The 17173-nt window shown below is 61.8% G+C and carries 17 protein-coding genes and 1 other RNA gene; 5 read left to right on the forward strand and 13 right to left on the reverse strand.

Annotated elements, in window-relative coordinates; translation table 11 throughout:
• The first annotated feature begins 15 nt into the window (after window positions 1–15).
• On the forward strand, window positions 16–1044 hold the full coding sequence (locus tag HLH45_RS06365) for a methionine synthase (protein WP_033478903.1): 1029 nt from the start codon (window positions 16–18) through the stop codon (window positions 1042–1044).
• Window positions 1045–1104: 60 nt separating this feature from the next.
• Window positions 1105–1181: non-coding RNA, sX9 sRNA (locus HLH45_RS06370), on the forward strand.
• Window positions 1182–1395: 214 nt separating this feature from the next.
• Here HLH45_RS06370 and kdgT read toward each other — a convergent pair.
• From kdgT to HLH45_RS06385, 3 genes are all read right to left on the reverse strand, one after another.
• Window positions 1396–2352, reverse strand: coding sequence for a 2-keto-3-deoxygluconate transporter (gene kdgT, locus HLH45_RS06375; protein WP_033478904.1), 957 nt, complete (start codon window positions 2350–2352; stop codon window positions 1396–1398).
• A gap of 153 nt (window positions 2353–2505) precedes the next feature.
• Complete coding sequence (locus HLH45_RS06380) at window positions 2506–3963, reverse strand: OprO/OprP family phosphate-selective porin (protein ID WP_046931958.1); 1458 nt, start codon at window positions 3961–3963, stop codon at window positions 2506–2508.
• Between the two features lie 836 nt (window positions 3964–4799).
• On the reverse strand, window positions 4800–5678 hold the full coding sequence (locus HLH45_RS06385) for an SDR family oxidoreductase (protein WP_008576182.1): 879 nt from the start codon (window positions 5676–5678) through the stop codon (window positions 4800–4802).
• 136 nt (window positions 5679–5814) lie between these two features.
• Here HLH45_RS06385 and HLH45_RS06390 point away from each other — a divergent pair, with 136 nt between their 5' ends.
• Complete coding sequence (locus HLH45_RS06390; protein ID WP_008576183.1) at window positions 5815–6246, forward strand: winged helix-turn-helix transcriptional regulator; 432 nt, start codon at window positions 5815–5817, stop codon at window positions 6244–6246.
• 193 nt (window positions 6247–6439) lie between these two features.
• Here HLH45_RS06390 and HLH45_RS06395 read toward each other — a convergent pair whose 3' ends face one another.
• The 8 genes from HLH45_RS06395 to HLH45_RS06430 form a co-directional block, all read right to left on the reverse strand.
• The gene (locus HLH45_RS06395; protein ID WP_008576184.1) at window positions 6440–6715 is read right to left on the reverse strand and encodes a hypothetical protein; all 276 of its coding nucleotides are present in this window, start codon (window positions 6713–6715) and stop codon (window positions 6440–6442) included.
• A gap of 489 nt (window positions 6716–7204) precedes the next feature.
• Window positions 7205–7600, reverse strand: a complete 396-nt coding sequence (locus HLH45_RS06400; RefSeq protein ID WP_008576186.1) for a hypothetical protein — start codon at window positions 7598–7600, stop codon at window positions 7205–7207.
• A gap of 24 nt (window positions 7601–7624) precedes the next feature.
• A complete protein-coding gene (locus tag HLH45_RS06405; protein WP_033479071.1) occupies window positions 7625–7987 on the reverse strand; it encodes an MAPEG family protein in 363 nt (120 codons plus the stop codon).
• Window positions 7988–8188: 201 nt separating this feature from the next.
• The gene (locus HLH45_RS06410) at window positions 8189–8623 is read right to left on the reverse strand and encodes a hypothetical protein (protein WP_008576190.1); all 435 of its coding nucleotides are present in this window, start codon (window positions 8621–8623) and stop codon (window positions 8189–8191) included.
• 101 nt (window positions 8624–8724) lie between these two features.
• Complete coding sequence (locus HLH45_RS06415) at window positions 8725–9069, reverse strand: hypothetical protein (RefSeq protein WP_033479067.1); 345 nt, start codon at window positions 9067–9069, stop codon at window positions 8725–8727.
• Window positions 9070–9099: 30 nt separating this feature from the next.
• Window positions 9100–9516 (reverse strand): hypothetical protein, encoded by a 417-nt coding sequence (locus HLH45_RS06420; RefSeq protein WP_008576194.1) that lies wholly within the window; start codon window positions 9514–9516, stop codon window positions 9100–9102.
• Between the two features lie 736 nt (window positions 9517–10252).
• The gene (locus HLH45_RS06425) at window positions 10253–10684 is read right to left on the reverse strand and encodes an SRPBCC family protein (protein WP_033479073.1); all 432 of its coding nucleotides are present in this window, start codon (window positions 10682–10684) and stop codon (window positions 10253–10255) included.
• A gap of 431 nt (window positions 10685–11115) precedes the next feature.
• Window positions 11116–11529: a hypothetical protein gene (locus tag HLH45_RS06430; RefSeq protein ID WP_033479069.1), complete on the reverse strand. Its 414-nt coding sequence runs from the start codon at window positions 11527–11529 to the stop codon at window positions 11116–11118.
• Between the two features lie 96 nt (window positions 11530–11625).
• On the opposite strand from HLH45_RS06430, the gene HLH45_RS06435 reads away from it, so the two are divergent.
• A protein-coding gene (locus tag HLH45_RS06435; RefSeq protein WP_087944180.1) for an IS3-like element ISXca2 family transposase occupies window positions 11626–12734 on the forward strand; the annotation gives its coding sequence in 2 pieces (ribosomal slippage) (window positions 11626–11878 and window positions 11878–12734; 1110 coding nt in all).
• Between the two features lie 59 nt (window positions 12735–12793).
• On the opposite strand, the gene HLH45_RS06440 is transcribed toward HLH45_RS06435, so the two are convergent.
• On the reverse strand, window positions 12794–13078 hold the full coding sequence (locus tag HLH45_RS06440; protein WP_033479477.1) for a hypothetical protein: 285 nt from the start codon (window positions 13076–13078) through the stop codon (window positions 12794–12796).
• A 786-nt stretch (window positions 13079–13864) separates the two neighbouring features.
• Between HLH45_RS06440 and HLH45_RS06445 the strand changes: the two genes are divergently transcribed.
• A complete protein-coding gene (locus tag HLH45_RS06445; RefSeq protein ID WP_008577987.1) occupies window positions 13865–14812 on the forward strand; it encodes an integron integrase in 948 nt (315 codons plus the stop codon).
• Window positions 14813–15086: 274 nt separating this feature from the next.
• Here HLH45_RS06445 and ilvD read toward each other — a convergent pair whose 3' ends face one another.
• The gene (gene ilvD, locus HLH45_RS06450; RefSeq protein ID WP_008577983.1) at window positions 15087–16925 is read right to left on the reverse strand and encodes a dihydroxy-acid dehydratase; all 1839 of its coding nucleotides are present in this window, start codon (window positions 16923–16925) and stop codon (window positions 15087–15089) included.
• Between the last annotated feature and the right edge of the window lie 248 nt (window positions 16926–17173).

Raw genomic sequence — 17173 nt, forward strand, 5'->3', positions numbered from 1 at the left:
ATCCCATTGCTCATCATGACAAAGCTGCTTCCCACCTCAACCGCCGGTAGCCTGCCCAAGCCGTCCTGGCTTGCCCAGCCCGAAACGCTCTGGTCGCCCTGGAAATTGCAGGGCGCCGAATTGATCGAAGGCAAGCAGGACGCGCTGCGTTTGTCGCTGCAGGAACAGCAGCACGCCGGCATCGATATCGTCAGCGACGGCGAACAGACCCGTCAGCATTTTGTCACCACGTTTATCGAACATCTCAGCGGTGTCGATTTCGAAAAGCGGCAGACGGTCAGGATTCGCGACCGCTACGACGCCAGCGTGCCGACCGTCGTCGGCGCGGTCAGCCGCCCAAAGTCGGTGTTCGTGGACGACGCCAGGTTCCTGCGCCAGCAGACCCGCCAGCCGATCAAGTGGGCGCTGCCTGGCCCGATGACGATGATCGACACCCTCTTCGATGCGCACTACAAAAGCCGCGAAAAACTGGCGTGGGAGTTTGCCAAGATCCTCAATCAGGAAGCCAGGGAACTCGAAGCGGCCGGCGTGGACATCATCCAGTTCGACGAACCGGCCTTCAATGTCTTCTTCGACGAGGTCAACGACTGGGGCGTTGCCACCCTGGAGCGCGCGGTGGAAGGGCTGAAGTGCGAGACCGCCGTCCACATCTGCTATGGCTACGGGATCAAGGCCAATACCGACTGGAAGCAGACGCTGGGCTCGGAGTGGCGCCAGTACGAAGAGTCGTTTCCCAAGCTGCAAACATCCTCGCTCGACATCATTTCGCTGGAATGCCACAACTCGCACGTGCCGATCGATCTGATCGAACTCGTTCGCGGCAAGAAGGTGATGGTCGGTGCCATCGACGTGGCAAGCACCACCATCGAAACACCGCAGGAAGTGGCCGAGACGCTGCGAAAGGCGCTGCGCTTCGTCGATGCCGACAAGCTCTATCCCTCCACCAACTGCGGCATGGCGCCGCTCGCCCGGCACGTGGCGCGCGGCAAACTCGGTGCGCTCAGTGCAGGCGCGCAGATCGTGCGTGACGAGCTGTCGGCTTAGGGCAACTAACAACACTCCTACGCAGCCGTCAGGCGGGCGCGGCCGGTGCTCGGAATTCTCATGTACCGCTTGTACATTGCGGTTCTGAGCACGCCGTCCGCGCCCACCTCACGGCTGCTCGCTACGTTTTGTCAGCCGCTCCTAGTCCCATTGCCACAGCAGTGTGCCCCGTGCCGTCGGGCGGGCCCGGGGTGCGCGCAAACGCGGCAGATGCCGGTCGTGCACATCGTCCATATCATCGCCAGCGGCTGCGCACGGGCGTCGCCGGCGCTTGATCGCGCCGGCGCCATGCATGGCGCAACGCGCATAGCCACGCATCCCATCGCAGGCCGCATGACGCCGGCCCGGCTCTCAGCCGCTGCGTGCAACCCCACGGCGTGCATACAAGGCCGTCAGCAACGGCACCAGCAACGAGGTGACGATGACCGCGCTGGCCACCAGCGCCGTCGCGGCCGGCGCGGCGGGTGCGAACTGCGGTGCCATGCCGGCGATCAGCGCCGGAGTGGCCACGGCGGCACCGGCGGTGCTGGAGGCCGCCACCCCGGCCGTGCCGTTGCCGCCGCCGATCCAACGGTCGGCCAGCAGCAGGGGTAGCCCGGTGATCACGATGACTGCCACGCCCAGCAGGACCCCGCTTGCGCCGGTGTGGGCGATGGTGGACAGATCCAGCGTGTTGCCGAGCGCGAAGCCGAAGAAGGGCACCAGCGTCGTGGTCGCCTGCGCGAAGAACTGCCGCAATTGCGCATCGAGGTTGCCGAGCGCAAAGCCTAGCAACAGCGGCAGCACCGCACCGACGAACAGCAGTGGGTCGAAGCTGGCCAGGCCGCTGGCACCCAGGATCAGCATGGAGATCAGCGGGCCCGATTCCAGCGACATCAGCACCACCGCCCCTGCGTCTTCGCTGCTGCCGTATTGCTGCATCAACGCGGCGTACAGCCCGCCGTTGGTCATGTCCATCGCAGCCACCAGCGCCAGGACCGACAGCCCGGCCAGCGGCCCGCTCGGCACGCCGCCGATGGGAAGCAGCGGTGCGCACAGGACTGCCACCAGCCAGGCCACTGCGATCTTGGTCAGCACCAAGCTGCCCGAACGGCGCAGCACCCGTCCGGAGGCGCGCAGCTGGATGGTTGCCCCCATGCAGAAAAACCACACCGCCAGGATCGGAACGGTGCCGCTGATCAGCCCGTTGCTGAAAGATCCCAAGGTGCTGCCGGCCTGCGGCCAGAGCGTGTGGCAAACCGCCCCGAGCAACAGGGGGACCAGCATCATCCCGCCAGGAAGCCGCTCCACCGTGGCCTTGATGTGCATCTGCGTTCCAGTGAGCGCGTCACCACGCGCGGGGCTGGCAGCATCGCGCAGGCACCTGCGTGCATGCAGATCCCGGCGCGAACGCGCGCAGCCGCACACGAATGCGCCGGCCATGACCGCCACAGCGGCCATGACCGGCGCTGCCGACCTTGCTCAGTAATTGACCTGCAACTGCAGGCGCAGCAAATCGCCTTCCACTACCGGATACGGCGCGGTGCTGACGTCGGTGCGCTTCATCTTCGAATAGGCGAACACCAGTTCCAGCGCATCCATCGGCTGCCATTCGACACCGGCTTCCACTTCGTCCAGACGCATGCGCGGGGCATTGGTGTCGAACTTGGAGCCGCCGCGGTAGGTCTGCCATTTCAGGTAGGGCAGCAAGGTGCCGTAGGTGAAGTCGTGCTTGAACATGGCCTGCACGTAGCCGCCGCTCAACGAGCGGGTGCGGATGCGGCGTTGGGCCACATCCAGTTCCGGGCCACGGCCCACCGTCCACTCCGCCTGCAGGCCGAACGGCTGCGGGTAGTAGATGATGTGCGCGGCCACGCGCTGGTCGGTATAGCCATTGGGCTCGGTGATGGCCGGGGTAAAGCTGCGGCCGCCGATATTCACTGCCGCCGCAGTCGGCACGAAGCGGCCGGCGTAGGCGTCGGCGCCCACTTCCAGGTACTGGCCGTTGGCGAACTTGAACGGGTAGGTGGCGTGCACCACCGCGTGCATGCTGTCGTTGCGCTCGGCGCGGTTGGCGCCCTGGCCGTTGTACACACCGGCACCGATTACGCCGTAATCGCCGGACCCCTTCAATCCCGACTTGACCAGGTCCTGGAAGCGGCCCTTGGCCACGGTGGGGCTGTAATAAAACACCGCACCGATATCGCGTTCGTCGCGCAGGCCGGAGTTGAGTGCATCGGCACGATCCAGCGAGAGCCGGTTCTGGCTGGACTGCAGATTTTCCCAGCCGTACGGCATTTTCGACTGACCCACACGCACGCGGTATTCGCGCTTCTTGTCGAAGAAGATATCGGCGTAGGCATCGCGCAGCTGCGCAAAGTTGGAGGTGGCGGAGCCGGTGGGCGTGCTGGCGAAATCCGGCTGGAAATACAGCGACACGTGCTCGTTGAGATCGCCGCTCAGCACCAGGCGCGCACGGCGGATGCCCAGGCTCTGGTCGTTGCCGATAAAGCGGTCGCCCGGCGCGCGCAGGTCCTGCGCATCGCCGCCGATGCCCTGGTTGTAGCGGATCTGCGTGTAGCCGCGCAGGCTCAGTTTGTCGTACCACTTCTTGCCGGCGTCGCCGGACTTGGCCGGCGCTGGCGTTGCAGCCGGCGCCGGCGCAGGCGCGGCCTGGGCAACGGCAGTGTCGGCGGGCGTGGCGGCGCCCGGCGCGGGCGGGAGCGGTTGCGCAGGCCTTGCCGGCATTGCCGACGCCGGCAGCTTGCCGTTTTCGTCCACCTGCACGAAGGTGCCCAGCTTGTCGCGCCCTGGCGCCGGCTCGGCGAAGATCTGCTTGGTCTTGCGGTCGACGTACAGCTCCAGCTCGGCGGCCAGCGTGCTGCCGCTGGCGGTCGCGCTGAGGGCGCACAGAACAGTGGCGAAATTGCGTTTTTTCATTGGTCCGGCTCGTGCAAGGGAAACGGGTCGGCGGCTGCGTCGATCCGGTGCTGCCAAGAAGGCGGCTGCACGGCGTGGAAGCGCCTGCCAGGCGCCGGTCGTCCTGACGTAGCGGCAATGGCAGCAGTTATATTTAGATTTGATGTCAGTTTGGTGACACTGGCGGACCTCGCTGCCGTGGCCCTTGTGTCACGGTCGTGTCGGGGCGATGGCAGTTATGCGACCAACGTGAGGCGGGCCCAGCTGCGCGCGATGGGGTGCAGACGCTCGTACAGAACTGGATTCGGAAGGTGCGGTCGTGGGCATGGCGGAGATTGCGCACGGGCCGTCCAAGCTTTCGACGTGGCCCATCGCCGATGGCTGCGCGGCATGAGACCTGCTGGATTCGCCAGCGTGCGCAGCGTTTGCGCCACCATTGGGTAGCCGCAGGCACGTGTCATCGGCAGCGACATCGGCCCGGTCACGCGGCCGTCTGCTGCGCGGGGGGATATGTCGCGCAGCGCCAGGCTGTGCAGGTCTCCAGCGCTGGCAGCGACCCAGTGCCGCATCGGCGCGCTCACCGCGCCACGCGTTGACCAACCGAGACGCGCACGGCTGCTGATCGGCCGTTCAGAGCAGCGCCACACCCGATCGCCTGAACCAGTGCCACTGGTCCAACGCACTGGAGATCATCCCGACACACGCAGCCACGCCGACCAGCCGGCCATCGCCGCTGGTTGCATGCGGTGAAGCGCCACGAAGTTCGCCGGGTTCCAAGGGGTCACGTCGCACTTGCTCAACGCTGCGCGAACCACTGCGTGCCGAACGGCTGGGCAGCGCAGTGGTCGCGCCGTGACTCAGCGCGCCGCGAGTGCCGCCGCCACCGCGTCGCGCAACGGCGTGGTGGGGCGGCCGATCAACCGGCCCAGCGTCTGGCTCTCATCGAACAGGGCGCCGTCGCGCGAGGCGGCCGAGCACTGCGCCAGCACCTGCGCAAAGCCGGCCGGCAGGCCGATCTGCACCAGCGCTGCCGCGTAATCGGCTTCCGGCAGGTCGTGATAGGCCACCGGCTTGCCCGACTGCTGCGCCACCTCGGCGGCGTACTCGGCCATCGTGAAAGCGGCATCGCCTGCCAGCTCGTACACCTGGCCGGCCTGTGGGGCGTCCGAAGCCAGTACTGCAGCCGCCGCCGCGGCATAGTCGGCGCGCGTGGCGGCGCTGATTTTGCCGTCGCCCGCACTGCCGATCACCGCGCCGTGGGCGACTTCTGCGGCGATCGAGCCGGTGTAGTTCTCGGTGTACCAGCCATTGCGCAACAACGCGTGCGGCACGCCGCTCTCGCGCAGCAGCGCCTCGGTGGCCACATGCTCGGCGGCCAGCGACAGCGTGCTGGTATCGGCATGCAGGATGCTCGTATACGCCAGCAGCTCCACCCCGGCGCGCTTTGCAGCCTCGATCACGTTGCGGTGTTGCGGCACGCGCTGGCCGACCGCATTGGACGAGACCAGCAACACGCGGCCCACGCCGGCGAAGGCGGTGTCCAGGCTTTGCGGGTTCGCATAGTCGGCCTGACGTACCGCGATGTCGCGTTTTGCGAACTCGGCAAGTGACGCGGTATCCCTCGCCGTTGCTACGATGCGGTTGGCAGGCAGATGGCCAAGCAGCGCTTGGACAACCAGCGCACCCAACTGCCCGCTGGCGCCGGTGACAAGAATCAGGGGGGATGTAGATGTCATGACGGGCTCCGTTAGGTTTGCATAAAAGATTTGGTCTACTATCTAGACCTCATTGGTCGCCCGCATAGTGTCAGCCCCGCCCCGGCCTCCGCAAGGAGGCAGTTTCGCTCCCCCTGGTTACCGTGAGATACCCCACGTGAATGCGATTGCCCTGTTCCCGCTGCCGCCGTCCCTGGAAGGACCCTTCGACGCCACCAAGTGCCCGGTGCGCGATGTACTCGACCAGATCGGCGACAAGTGGACCCTGCTGATCCTGCTGACGCTGATCCCCGGCCCATCCCGCTTCAGTGCCATCCAGCGCGCCGTGCCGGACATCTCCAAGCGCATGCTGACCCAGACGCTGCGCAATCTTGAGCGCAACGGCATGATCACCCGCAAGGTCTACGCCACCAAGCCGCCGAGCGTGGAATACGCGCTCTCCAAGCTGGGAATTTCACTCCTCGGCCCGGTCTCGCAACTGCTCACGTGGGCGGGCGAAAACCACGGCAGCATCCGCGCCGCGCGCGAGCGATTCGATCGCGCGCAGCAGGCAGCAGTGGCGTTGGATCCCGACGAAGCGATGGCATAGGCGCAGTGCTGCGTCACCGCGATTCAAGCCAATGCGCTGAGGTGGTGCAGCGGCGCTCCCGCGTGCGCATCGGCTGGGCGGTCGGCCGTGACTGCAGAAGGCACTCGTGGTGTCCCTGCTTGCATCTCTCTCATGTGCGGTCTGACGCGTGAGTCAGGCCGCGCTGTGAAGTACTGTCGGATGGAATGAAGTGTCAGGGCGCCAGCCGGCCACGACACAGCGTCAGTGCAGCCCAGCCAACCCCGCCGCCAGCGATGCCACCCCAAATGATGCCATCGGTGAAGCGATAGCCAGTAAGGTGTGCCACACCGGCACCGATGACGAAGCCGGAAAGCGAGAACCAGGCAACCATCCGACGGCCCGCCAAGGCCCGATCTTTCGCGGCACGCCTGCGACGAATCTTTTCTCGTGCTTCCAGATCCGGCTGAAGTATGGCCTGCGCGATTGCCTCTGCTTGTGACTGATCCATGCACCGATTCCTGAAGAGCGCCAGCGCTTGAATTACGCTGCCGCCTGCCCGCGAGACGGGCTTGGCTTGAAAGAGTTGTTAGGCCGCATTCTGCGCCGCCACACGCGACCGGAACAGTAGAAACTCCAGGCGGTGATTGCAGTTGGCGCAGTATAGGTCCCGTCCGATGCCGGGGCGCTCAACCTTGCGAACAAGATGCAGCGGGTAATCTGGCAGTGGCCCCTCCGGCAGGCCCCAGTAATCCGGAAAGTACGACCCAAAATCTGCATCACAGAAGTCGCAGAGGACAATCTCTTGGCCCCAAATTTCAAAGGCGTGGTACTCGTGCTCTCCGCGAATGCACTCGTCTAGCTCGCCAGGCACATGCCCGCAGTCGAAGCACGGGGCCACATCAATCTCTTGCAGTTGAAGTGAGCATGGGGCAGCTGGTCATACGGCCTGACGCTTGAGGTACGCCGAGCCGCAAAGCGGGTTCGGCTTGAATGATGGTTACGACGCATCGCCGAACTCGCGCAGATGCGGCACATACGCTGAGAGCACAGACACACAGAGGCACTCGGAGACTATGAGCCACTCTTGCATCGAGTCTAACGATGCGGTGACGTGCAGGAAGTGACCTGCGGTGCGATCCCGCCAGCCGCCGGAAATGACCTTGTAGAGGACGTGGCCTGTAGTGAGCGGGCTTTCCCAGTACTCAAGCATGTCCCCCTCGTCCATCACCTGGAATGCCCGAACGAAAGGAAAGTGGATCTCAAGGTGGCGGTCGACTCCCGCCGGCGCCGCTACAACAATGCGCAGGCCAGAGCTGGTGCTGATGATCTCGGTAACGTCTGCGCCTTCATGCCATTGGACCTCGGAGCCGACAGGTTCTAGAAACGTCTGCATGCGGCCCAATGCCTCAATGAATTGTTAGACGGCAACACTAACTGCAAGCAGCACGAGTTGCCAGATGAGCAGGAGCACAGTGGGATAGAAGGTCAGTGCGAACCCCAGCGCTCTGGCGCCAGCACCGCCACTGTAGGTCGCAAAAAACGTCAGCCTTCCAAGCAAGAACGCACAAGGGCATGCCGGAACTGCGGCTTGGATGCCGCGGTGCGGGTTCATGAGGGCGGCGACGTAGACCGGCAGCGCAAACGCTAGCTGCTCTGTCGTATTTTGAAGCAAAGATTGCAACGTTTTAGCACGAATGGTGCCATCACTCATCGCGCTGCCGTCAATGTCTGCAGGCGTAACGAAGCGATGTTTGGCCATGCGTGCGATAGCGACAAACATCCCCGTGGCCGGCAACAGCAAGCTGATAACTGCCCGCTCTGGTGTGTCCCAGCGCAAGAACGCTCGTGATAGCAGGAACACAACGAGTAGAGAAGCAAAAAGGCCAGATGCCATACCGAGGACCACGCCTCGCTGCTTTCTGTCTAAATGCACCGTGGCTCCCTCTGCCGGCGGACGTTCGAGGACACCTTGGCGTAGGTTTCAGGCATTGATGCGCCTCAAGCGGTAGGTCATTTCTTCCGCGATTTCCGGGTCACTGCATCTCGCAAACTCTTCAATGACCGCAATGGACTCGGGTGTATCGATATCAGCGAGCGCATGGCTAAACCATTTCGCGATGACGCCTGGCTCAGAACACGTGTACTCGAACATCTGAAACCCGTTCGCAAGCACCTGTCGAATGTACGTAACGCTGGATGGGCGACGAAGCAACTGGATTTCGCGCGTGATCTTTTGATGGAGCTCATGGCCGGGCATCACCAACAGCCTGTTGAAAACCTCAGCCCTCTGTTCCTGATCCGGAATGCTTTGAGCATGGCAAACGAGATCGTATGTGGCCTGCCAATCATTGTTGGCGATGGCTGCGGCCATCCCGTGCAGGACTTTTTCTTTGATCGTGGCCGATGGTTGGCTCATGCCGGATGACCTACGCCTAAGCTAAGCGGGCTGCGCGGTCTGGGTGGTGACCGAGCGGGCAGTTTACTCCACGCAGATTTGTATGAGCGCATGGTTAGGATCTACGGCGATGCGCCGAAGGGACTTGGCTTCTTGTAGCAGCCCAAGAGCGTATGCTCGAACTGAACAATGGACACGGTCCTGTGATCGATCGTCTGGATTCGTGAGGCGGCCAGCGTTACCAGTGATTGTTCTGCACCGACAAGCCGCTCCTTGACTCCGAGGCTGAGCTGAAGCAGAGGAAAGACATGCTTTGAGTCTGCGATCCGGATGAAGTCGTGTAGAGGTGCACCGCTCTCGCATTCGTACACGCTGAACCAGTGAGGGCGAAAGTCGCCAATCTCTCTCAGCTCCGAGCCACACTCGCTGCAGAATTTTGGCATGAAACTAACCCTGAGTTGAGCCACATTGGGGGCAGCGCCGGCTTGTACGAAGTGTTAGGCAGTTCCGCCGTGCCGTTCGGACCACGCCTGCCAATAAGTGGAGCTTGCCTGATCGAGGGACGCAGTTGCCAGTGGCTGGCCGGTGTCGAGCGCGAGCTCCAGTGCCCGATAGGCAAGTGTGAGCGTGCATAGCGTTGTGTATATGGTCAGAGGTTCCTCACTCACGATCGAGAGCAGCTCAGGTGAGCGCTCAGCGATTTCGCGTGGATCTGCAAGCACCGTGCCATCATGATCTTCGAGCTGAAACAGGGTGCAGCCTCTCAGCAGAAGCACGAACCCATCGCCCTCAGGCTGGAAAGCCCTGCGCAGGTAAGGGATTGAGATGGAGAGAGCCAGATCGCCAGGCACAGTTCCCTCGGCTCGATCCAGGGAGACGTCGTGGAGATAACCCCAAGCCGTCGTATGACTCATGAAGCGCCTAACGCTTGAATTAAGCCGCGCGCGATGCGGGCGTGGGTTGAATGAATTTCTAGACGCCAGCCGAAGTAGCTGGAGCCTGCTCTAACTCTGACGTAAATATATCCGCTAGCCAGATGGTGTGGCCCTCCGAGCCGACACACTCGACGGCGAAAGCGGCCTCACCGCCTGGCTTAGCCGCATGCATCAGAACGACCGCTCCAAGGTCACCGATCTGGGGAGACCTTTGGCTGAAGTCATGGTCTATCCGAGCGTCGGGGATGTTTGCGATAACGCGAACTAGGTCGAACTCAGAGATTGGCATTGCGGGATCCAGTACCTGGGTTAGGCCGCGCCACGACGCGGCATCGGCATGAATGAGCCATTAGGCGGCCTACCCTTTCATCCATACCGCTGGGTGGACCTATGAGGGAGTCAATGCCCTCATCCCGAATGGTGCGCAACGCCTCGTCGCGTGCGATCTGGTCCGTTGCGAATAGGTCATCACAGACGGTGGAGTTATCGAACTCATCAAGAGCCTCAAGAGTCCAGTCGGTGTCGAGCCGCAATAGATCTCTAAGCGACCAGTACGGCCATCGGTCGAAACGGAGCGGCATGGGGGCGGTGCAAAAAGTTGATAGTTCTCCTAAAGAGTCTTTGATGCATTTGCATCTGCTCATCACCCAACGCCTCAGTTAATCAAGGTTGCGAAACAACATCGGCCTTGATGAATTTTTAGGAAAAACTACCATCAAGGCATTTTGCTTTCGACAAGTTCTTTCAAGTACGAAAATACGTCAGGCCCAGCATCTTCGCCTGACGACTTATTTGGCGGGGAAGGGCGAGGGTCTTCCTGACGCACAAGCATAGAGCTGCTTCCCTCACTTTCGGTCAGCTCATAGGTCATGAAGAAATAGTGCTCTGGAATGTCTTGCAGATCGGGACGCGGGAAGAAGAGTGAGTACTTGAGGCGCGACTCCGGCAAGAACTCAAGAACCGTGCCTTTCTGTTCAAACACTTGCCCGTTCCACTCGTTCCGAAAAATGATAGGGGTGCCCACTTCCCACGTGGTCAGCAGATCAGAGCCATATTGCCATTGCTTGACTAGCTCAGGCACGGTCAACGCCCTCCAGACTTTACTGGCAGGTGCAAGAATCCTTACGAGTGAATCGGACGTTTTCATCTGCATATCCCGAGGATGTTGCGTGTCGGCCCAACGCCTGCATTCAGCTGAGTTGCTAGGCGACCTTGGCTCGAATGAGTTGTTAGGCAGTGAGTGGCTGCCAAGGCTGGATTGTGCAACCATGATCCCCAGCACTGCCCCCTCGACCCAGTGTGCCACAGCTTGCGGGATGGGGCTGGCCAAGCGACTCTGCGGCGCGGGATGCCAAAGAGGCTAAGCGCAATGAGCGAAGTACGGTAACAACGGACGAGTACGAGGCCCCACACTTGCCGCAACCCACGCCGGTGATGACTACCGCTCTGAGCCGAAAGCTTGCATGCCAGCGAACCGACCGAAGTCGGACGCACCAATTGGCTCGCTCCACCACGGCCGAATGTTTGACATGAGAAGCCCGAGCCGGCTTACCGGGGCGGGTCCTCTCGATGGAAGGGTTAGGCATGGCGCGCCTGCACCGTAATCTTTTCCAGCTTTGAGTCAACGAATTCGTAGTGAACTGAGTATTTCTCGTGCTCAAACCGAACCCAATCTCGAATGATTCCGAGGAAGTTGGCGCGACCCTCTGAAAGCTCAATTGCGTTTCGCTTTGCATGTGTGATGGCATCGCCCTTCGAGCCAAACCTGGGTAGGCCTACCGGGTCACCCTCGAACGGATTGAACCCATTGATCTCGGTATCTTCTATGAAGAGGGTTGATAGCCTCTGCTGTGAATCGAACAAGAACTCCAGGCCAAGCTGCGGAACTTCAGCGACGTACTGATCTGGTTGGTTCTCGTGGATGCGGTCGTATCGGTATACGACATCGATCTCGTAGGTTTCAAACAGATCACTGAGAACATCGCTTTTCAACGCCGTTCCGATCAGGTCAAGGTGTCGACTCCCCGTAAACTTGATCCAGCCATAACTAGAGGTCTCCGGGCACACTAGCCATCAAGGAGACCACCAATGCGCAAGAGCAAGTTCACCGATAGCCAGATCGTCGCCACGCTGAAGCAGGTCGAGGGTGGCCGCCAAGTCAAGGATGTGTGTCGTGAGCTAGGGATTTCCGATGCGACGTACTACGTCTGGAAATCCAAGTACGGCGGCATGGAGGCCGCTGATGTGCAGCGCCTTCGCGACCTGGAGACCGAGCACAACAAGCTCAAACGCATGTACGCCGAGCTGGCGATGGAAAACCATGCATTGAAGGATGTCATCGCAAAAAAACTGTAGACCCGGCGCACAAGCGCCCGCTTCTGGCCTGGCTCATCGAGCAGCATGGCTGGAGCGAGCGCCGGGCCTGTTCGGTGGTTGGCGTGGCGCGCTCGACGATGCGCTATCAGCGTCGTCCCGATCGGGATGATGAGGTTATCGCGCTGTTGTCCGAGTTGGCCGAGCGTTTTCCTGAGCGTGGATTTGGAAAACTTTTTCAAATCATCCGCCGTCGCGGACATGTGTGGAACCACAAGAGGGTCTGGCGCGTGTATTGCCTGATGAAGCTCAATCAACGTCGTCGCAGCAGGCGCCGGGTACCGACGCGTCATCCACAGCCGCTGGCCTGCGGTGATCGCCCCAATGCTGGATGGTCGATCGACTTCATGTCCGATGCGTTATGGGACGGTCGGCGTTTTCGCACGTTCAATGTCATCGACGATTTCAGTCGGGAAGCCTTGGCGATCGAAGTGGACCTGAATCTTCCGGCCGCCCGCGTCATCCGCACGTTGGAACGCATCGCAGCTTGGCGCGGCTATCCGAACAAGCTACGTTTGGACAACGGGCCGGAATTTGTCGCGCTGGCCTTGTCCGAGTGGGCCGAGCGTAAGGGCATCGCCTTGGACTTCATTGAACCGGGGCGTCCGATGCAGAACGGTTTTATCGAACGCTTCAACGGCAGCTACAGGCGCGGCGTGCTGGACATGCATCTCTTCCGCACGCTGAGCGAGGTCCGCGAACAGACCGAACACTGGCTTGCCGACTACAACCAACAGATCCCGCACGACAGCCTGGGCGGACTAACGCCCGCTGAGTTCCGTGATCAACATCAACCGCAGACCTCTAGTTTTAGCTGGCATTGAATTGCGGGGAGTCGACAAAGGTGCTTCATTGGCGTGCCTAACGCTTGGGCTAAGCCGAGTTACGAAGCGACGTCGGCTTGAATGAATTGTTTGGCCTCATCATCTATCAGGCCTGTGCTGTAGGGAAGACCTGCAACAAAATGCGCGAAACGCTGGTCGCGCGATGTTGCCGCCTCCTGTTCGCATACCCGAACAAAAGCTGTCCTCTCCTCTAACGATGCGCCTTGTAGTTCAGCTGCTATCCCTTCCGCAGCTGAAATCGCCGAGTCAGGATCAACGACATCATCCCCGGAAAGCTCCAAAAAGACGAACGCAGCAATAAGAGATCTGCAGAGGCTTTCCATGAGGCCTAACACCTAAATTTAGCCGAGCCGCGAAGCGGGTTCGGCTTGAATGAATTGTTAGCCCCCGACACCGAGCACCTCGTGTCGATAAGCCGTTCGCTCCCCCTCACCGAGCACCACAACTTTCTCAGGGCGCGCGCATCTGGATAACAGCAGCTTTTCATAGTAGGCGGGGTCATACATGACATTCCACGGCAGAAGGCCATGACAGGTCGATAAGAATTCTGAGAGGAGACCCGCATCGTAGTGTTTTGCGCCCAGGTAACCAACTCCAGCAAGAGCCTGTGTCGGGTGCTTGAGCAGGTCAAGTGTTGGCTCAGATATGCCTAAGGGAATCCACTCGCCTCTATTGAGGTTCTTGCGCCAAGTGGCGGTGAGTGAGATCACTCGCGAGGCATCGAGCCTGGGAATCTCAGTAGGAAGTGCTAAGAAAAGATCCAAGAAAAGTGCCACATAGATTACGTTTGGAAACATCGGACTGCCCGCCTGTGCGAGCCCAAAAGATCCATCTACAAGCGGAACCGCGTACACCATCCCGGGTTTGTAGCTTGGCCGCCTTGGCTGCATTGACTCTGTCATTTCGGGGGGGGGGGGCTAACTACTATTGGACCGCCTAAAAGCGGTGTTGCGCCAAGTATCGACTAAGCCCGGATAACTAGGAAGGGGAATTCCTATTCCGCAGCAATGACTTGCCGAATGGCAACCGACAGTCTCGGCATCGATGCTGGGGGCGTTATCCGACGTTTGAGCAGGCGTATGAGTTACACCCGTGAAGCTGCAGGCGCAATGACGCGCCTGACCCCCAAGCTGTTGGATCAGGTCCGTGGTCGGCTGCGGCTTCGCCATTACAGCCTGCGGACTGAGCAGGCGTATGTGGGCTGGATCCGGCGCTTCATTCTGGCCAATGGCAAACGGCATCCAGGACAGATGGGGCAAGTAGAGGTCGAGGCGTTTCTCACCGACCTGGCGACGCGGGGTCAGGTGTCGGCCGGCACGCAGAATCAGGCGCTGGCGGCGCTGCTGTTCCTGTATCGCGAGGTTCTGGGCGTGGAGTTGCCCTGGATGGAGAATCTGGTGCGCGCCAAGCGACCGCGGCGCATTCCCGTGGTGCTCTCGGCGGAGGAGGTCGCGCGCTTGCTGACGATGCTGGAGGGGTCTTGCCGGCTGATGGCGGGGCTGCTGTACGGCAGCGGGATGCGGCTGCTGGAATGCCTGCGCTTGCGGATCAAGGACGTGGACGTGGTTCGCGGCGAGATTGTGGTGCGCGATGGTAAAGGGGGCAAGGATCGGCGGGTGCCGCCGCCGCACAGTCTGCGTGGAGAATTGATGCAGCAGCGCGAACGGGCGTTGCTATTGCACGCCGCTGATCTCGCCGAGGGCGCAGGGCGGGTATTCCTGCCACATGCACTGGCGCGCAAGTATCCCAATGCCAATGTCGAGCCCGGATGGCAGTATCTTTTCCTCGCCGCGCGTCGCTCTGTGGATCCGCGCAGTGGCCGCGTTGGTCGGCATCACGTATCGGAAGAAGTCCTGCAGCGTGCGGTGCAATCGGCACGGCGCCAGGCTGGCATTGCCAAGCCTGCAACCTGCCACACGCTGCGGCATTCGTTCGCAACACACTTGCTGGAGGCCGGCCACGATATTCGCACGGTGCAGGAGCTGCTCGGCCACAAGGACGTGACAACCAAGCAGATCTATGCGCATGTGCTGGGACGCGGTGCGTCGGCAGTATGAAGTCCGCTGGACGGACTCAGCGGTTCTGGTGGCGACGTCTAACGCGCAGGGCCGCGATGCAATGAATGGATGCTTGCGACCACGCCAGTGAAATCGCATGTTCTGACACACCAGAGCGTGCGATGAGGGCGGCCAATCGCGGCACTTGCTTGCAGCGACTCAGTACTCGACTGCAGGCAAGTTGCGATGACTGCGTTGCATCAGCATGTTCCACCGAATGCGTTGCACCGCGCTGGCCATCCGAAGCCAGCTGGCCACGCCGCGCTCGCTGTCCCTAGCCGTCCAACAACGCCTTGTCCCGCACCGCACCCTTGTCCGCACTGGTCGCCAGCAACGCGTACGCCTTCAATGCAGTAGTGACCTTGCGCGGGCGCACTTCCACCGGCTTCCAGCCCTTGGCATCTTGCTCGGCACGACGAAGGGCGAGTTCCTCGTCCGAGATCAGCAGATTGATCGAGCGCTTGGGAATGTCGATCAGGATCCTGTCGCCGTCGCGCACCAGGCCAATCGCGCCGCCTGCGGCGGCTTCCGGCGATGCGTGACCGATCGATAACCCCGAGGTGCCGCCGGAGAAGCGGCCGTCGGTGAGCAGGGCGCATTGTTTGCCCAGGCCCTTGGATTTGAGATAGCTGGTGGGGTAGAGCATTTCCTGCATGCCGGGGCCGCCCTTGGGGCCCTCGTAGCGGATGACCACCACGTCCCCCGCAACCACCTCATCGGCAAGGATGCCCTTGACTGCCGCATCCTGGCTCTCGAACACGCGGGCCGTGCCTTCGAACACGTGGATGGATTCGTCCACGCCTGCAGTTTTCACCACGCAGCCGTCGCGGGCGATATTGCCGTACAGCACGGCCAGGCCGCCTTCCTGCGAGAACGCGTGTGCGACATCGCGGATGCAGCCGTCGCTGCGGTCGGTATCCAGGCTGTCCCAGCGCGTGGCCTGGCTGAAGGCGATCTGCGTGGGAATGCCGGCCGGGCCGGCTTTGTAGAACGTGTGTACTGTTTCATCGTCGGTCTGGGTGACATCCCATTGCGCGATGGCCTCGGCCAGCGTGCGTGCGTGCACGGTGGCGGCGTTGGTATGCAGCAGGCCACCACGTGCCAGCTCGCCGAGAATGGCCATGATGCCGCCAGCGCGATGCACGTCTTCGATGTGGTACTTGGGCGTATTCGGCGCGACCTTGCATAGCTGTGGCACGCGCTTGGACAGGCGGTCGATATCGTGCATGCCGAATGCAACCTCGCCCTCTTGTGCGGCAGCGAGCAGATGCAGGATGGTGTTGGTCGAGCCACCCATGGCGATATCCAGCGTCATCGCATTTTCGAAGGCTTCGAAGGTGGCGATGCCGCGCGGCAGGGCAGTGGGATCTTCGCCGCCGTACCAGCGGTGACACAGTTCCACCGCCACGCGTCCGGCGCGCAGGAACAGCTGCTCGCGGTCGGCGTGCGTGGCCACAACCGTGCCGTTGCCGGGCAGCGACAGGCCCAGCGCTTCGGTCAGGCAGTTCATCGAGTTGGCGGTGAACATGCCCGAGCACGAGCCGCAGGTGGGGCAGGCGCTGCGCTCGAACTCGGCCACCTTTTCGTCGGAGGCGGTGTCGTCGGCGGCGATCACCATCGCGTCGATCAGGTCGAGCTTGTGCTCGGCCAGCTTGGTCTTGCCGGCTTCCATCGGGCCGCCGGAAACGAACACGGTGGGGATGTTGAGCCGCAGCGCGGCCATCAACATGCCGGGGGTGATCTTGTCGCAATTGGAAATGCACACCAGCGCGTCGGCGCAATGCGCATTGACCATGTATTCGACCGAATCGGCGATGATCTCGCGGCTTGGCAACGAATACAGCATGCCGTCGTGGCCCATCGCGATGCCGTCATCCACGGCGATGGTGTCGAACTCCTTGGCCACGCCGCCGACGCGTTCGATCTCGCGCGCGACCAGCTGACCAAGATCCTTCAGATGCACATGCCCGGGCACGAACTGCGTGAACGAGTTGGCGATGGCGATGATGGGCTTGTGGAAGTCGCCATCGCGCATGCCGGTGGCACGCCACAGGGCGCGGGCGCCGGCCATGTTGCGGCCGTGGGTAGAGGTTTTGGAACGGTACTCGGGCATGGCGAATTCGACGGCTGATTGGCGAGCGGTGGCTGGCAATTAGAGCGCGTCGTGACTGTTGCTGCTGCAACCGTCGCCGCACGCGCAGGGTCCGCACGGTAGCACGCACGCCGACGTGCACCTGCAGTGCAGCGGCGGGCGCTGCCGGCATGCCGTGCAGTGACCGCACGTACGCCATTGCCTTGCGAGGCTGCACGTGCGCGGCGCCTTTGCCTGTCATGTAATGCGATGTAAACGTATGCGTCCGG

Origin of the sequence: Xanthomonas euvesicatoria (assembly GCF_013112235.1) — a bacterium.
In the GTDB taxonomy this organism is placed as follows: domain Bacteria; phylum Pseudomonadota; class Gammaproteobacteria; order Xanthomonadales; family Xanthomonadaceae; genus Xanthomonas; species Xanthomonas euvesicatoria.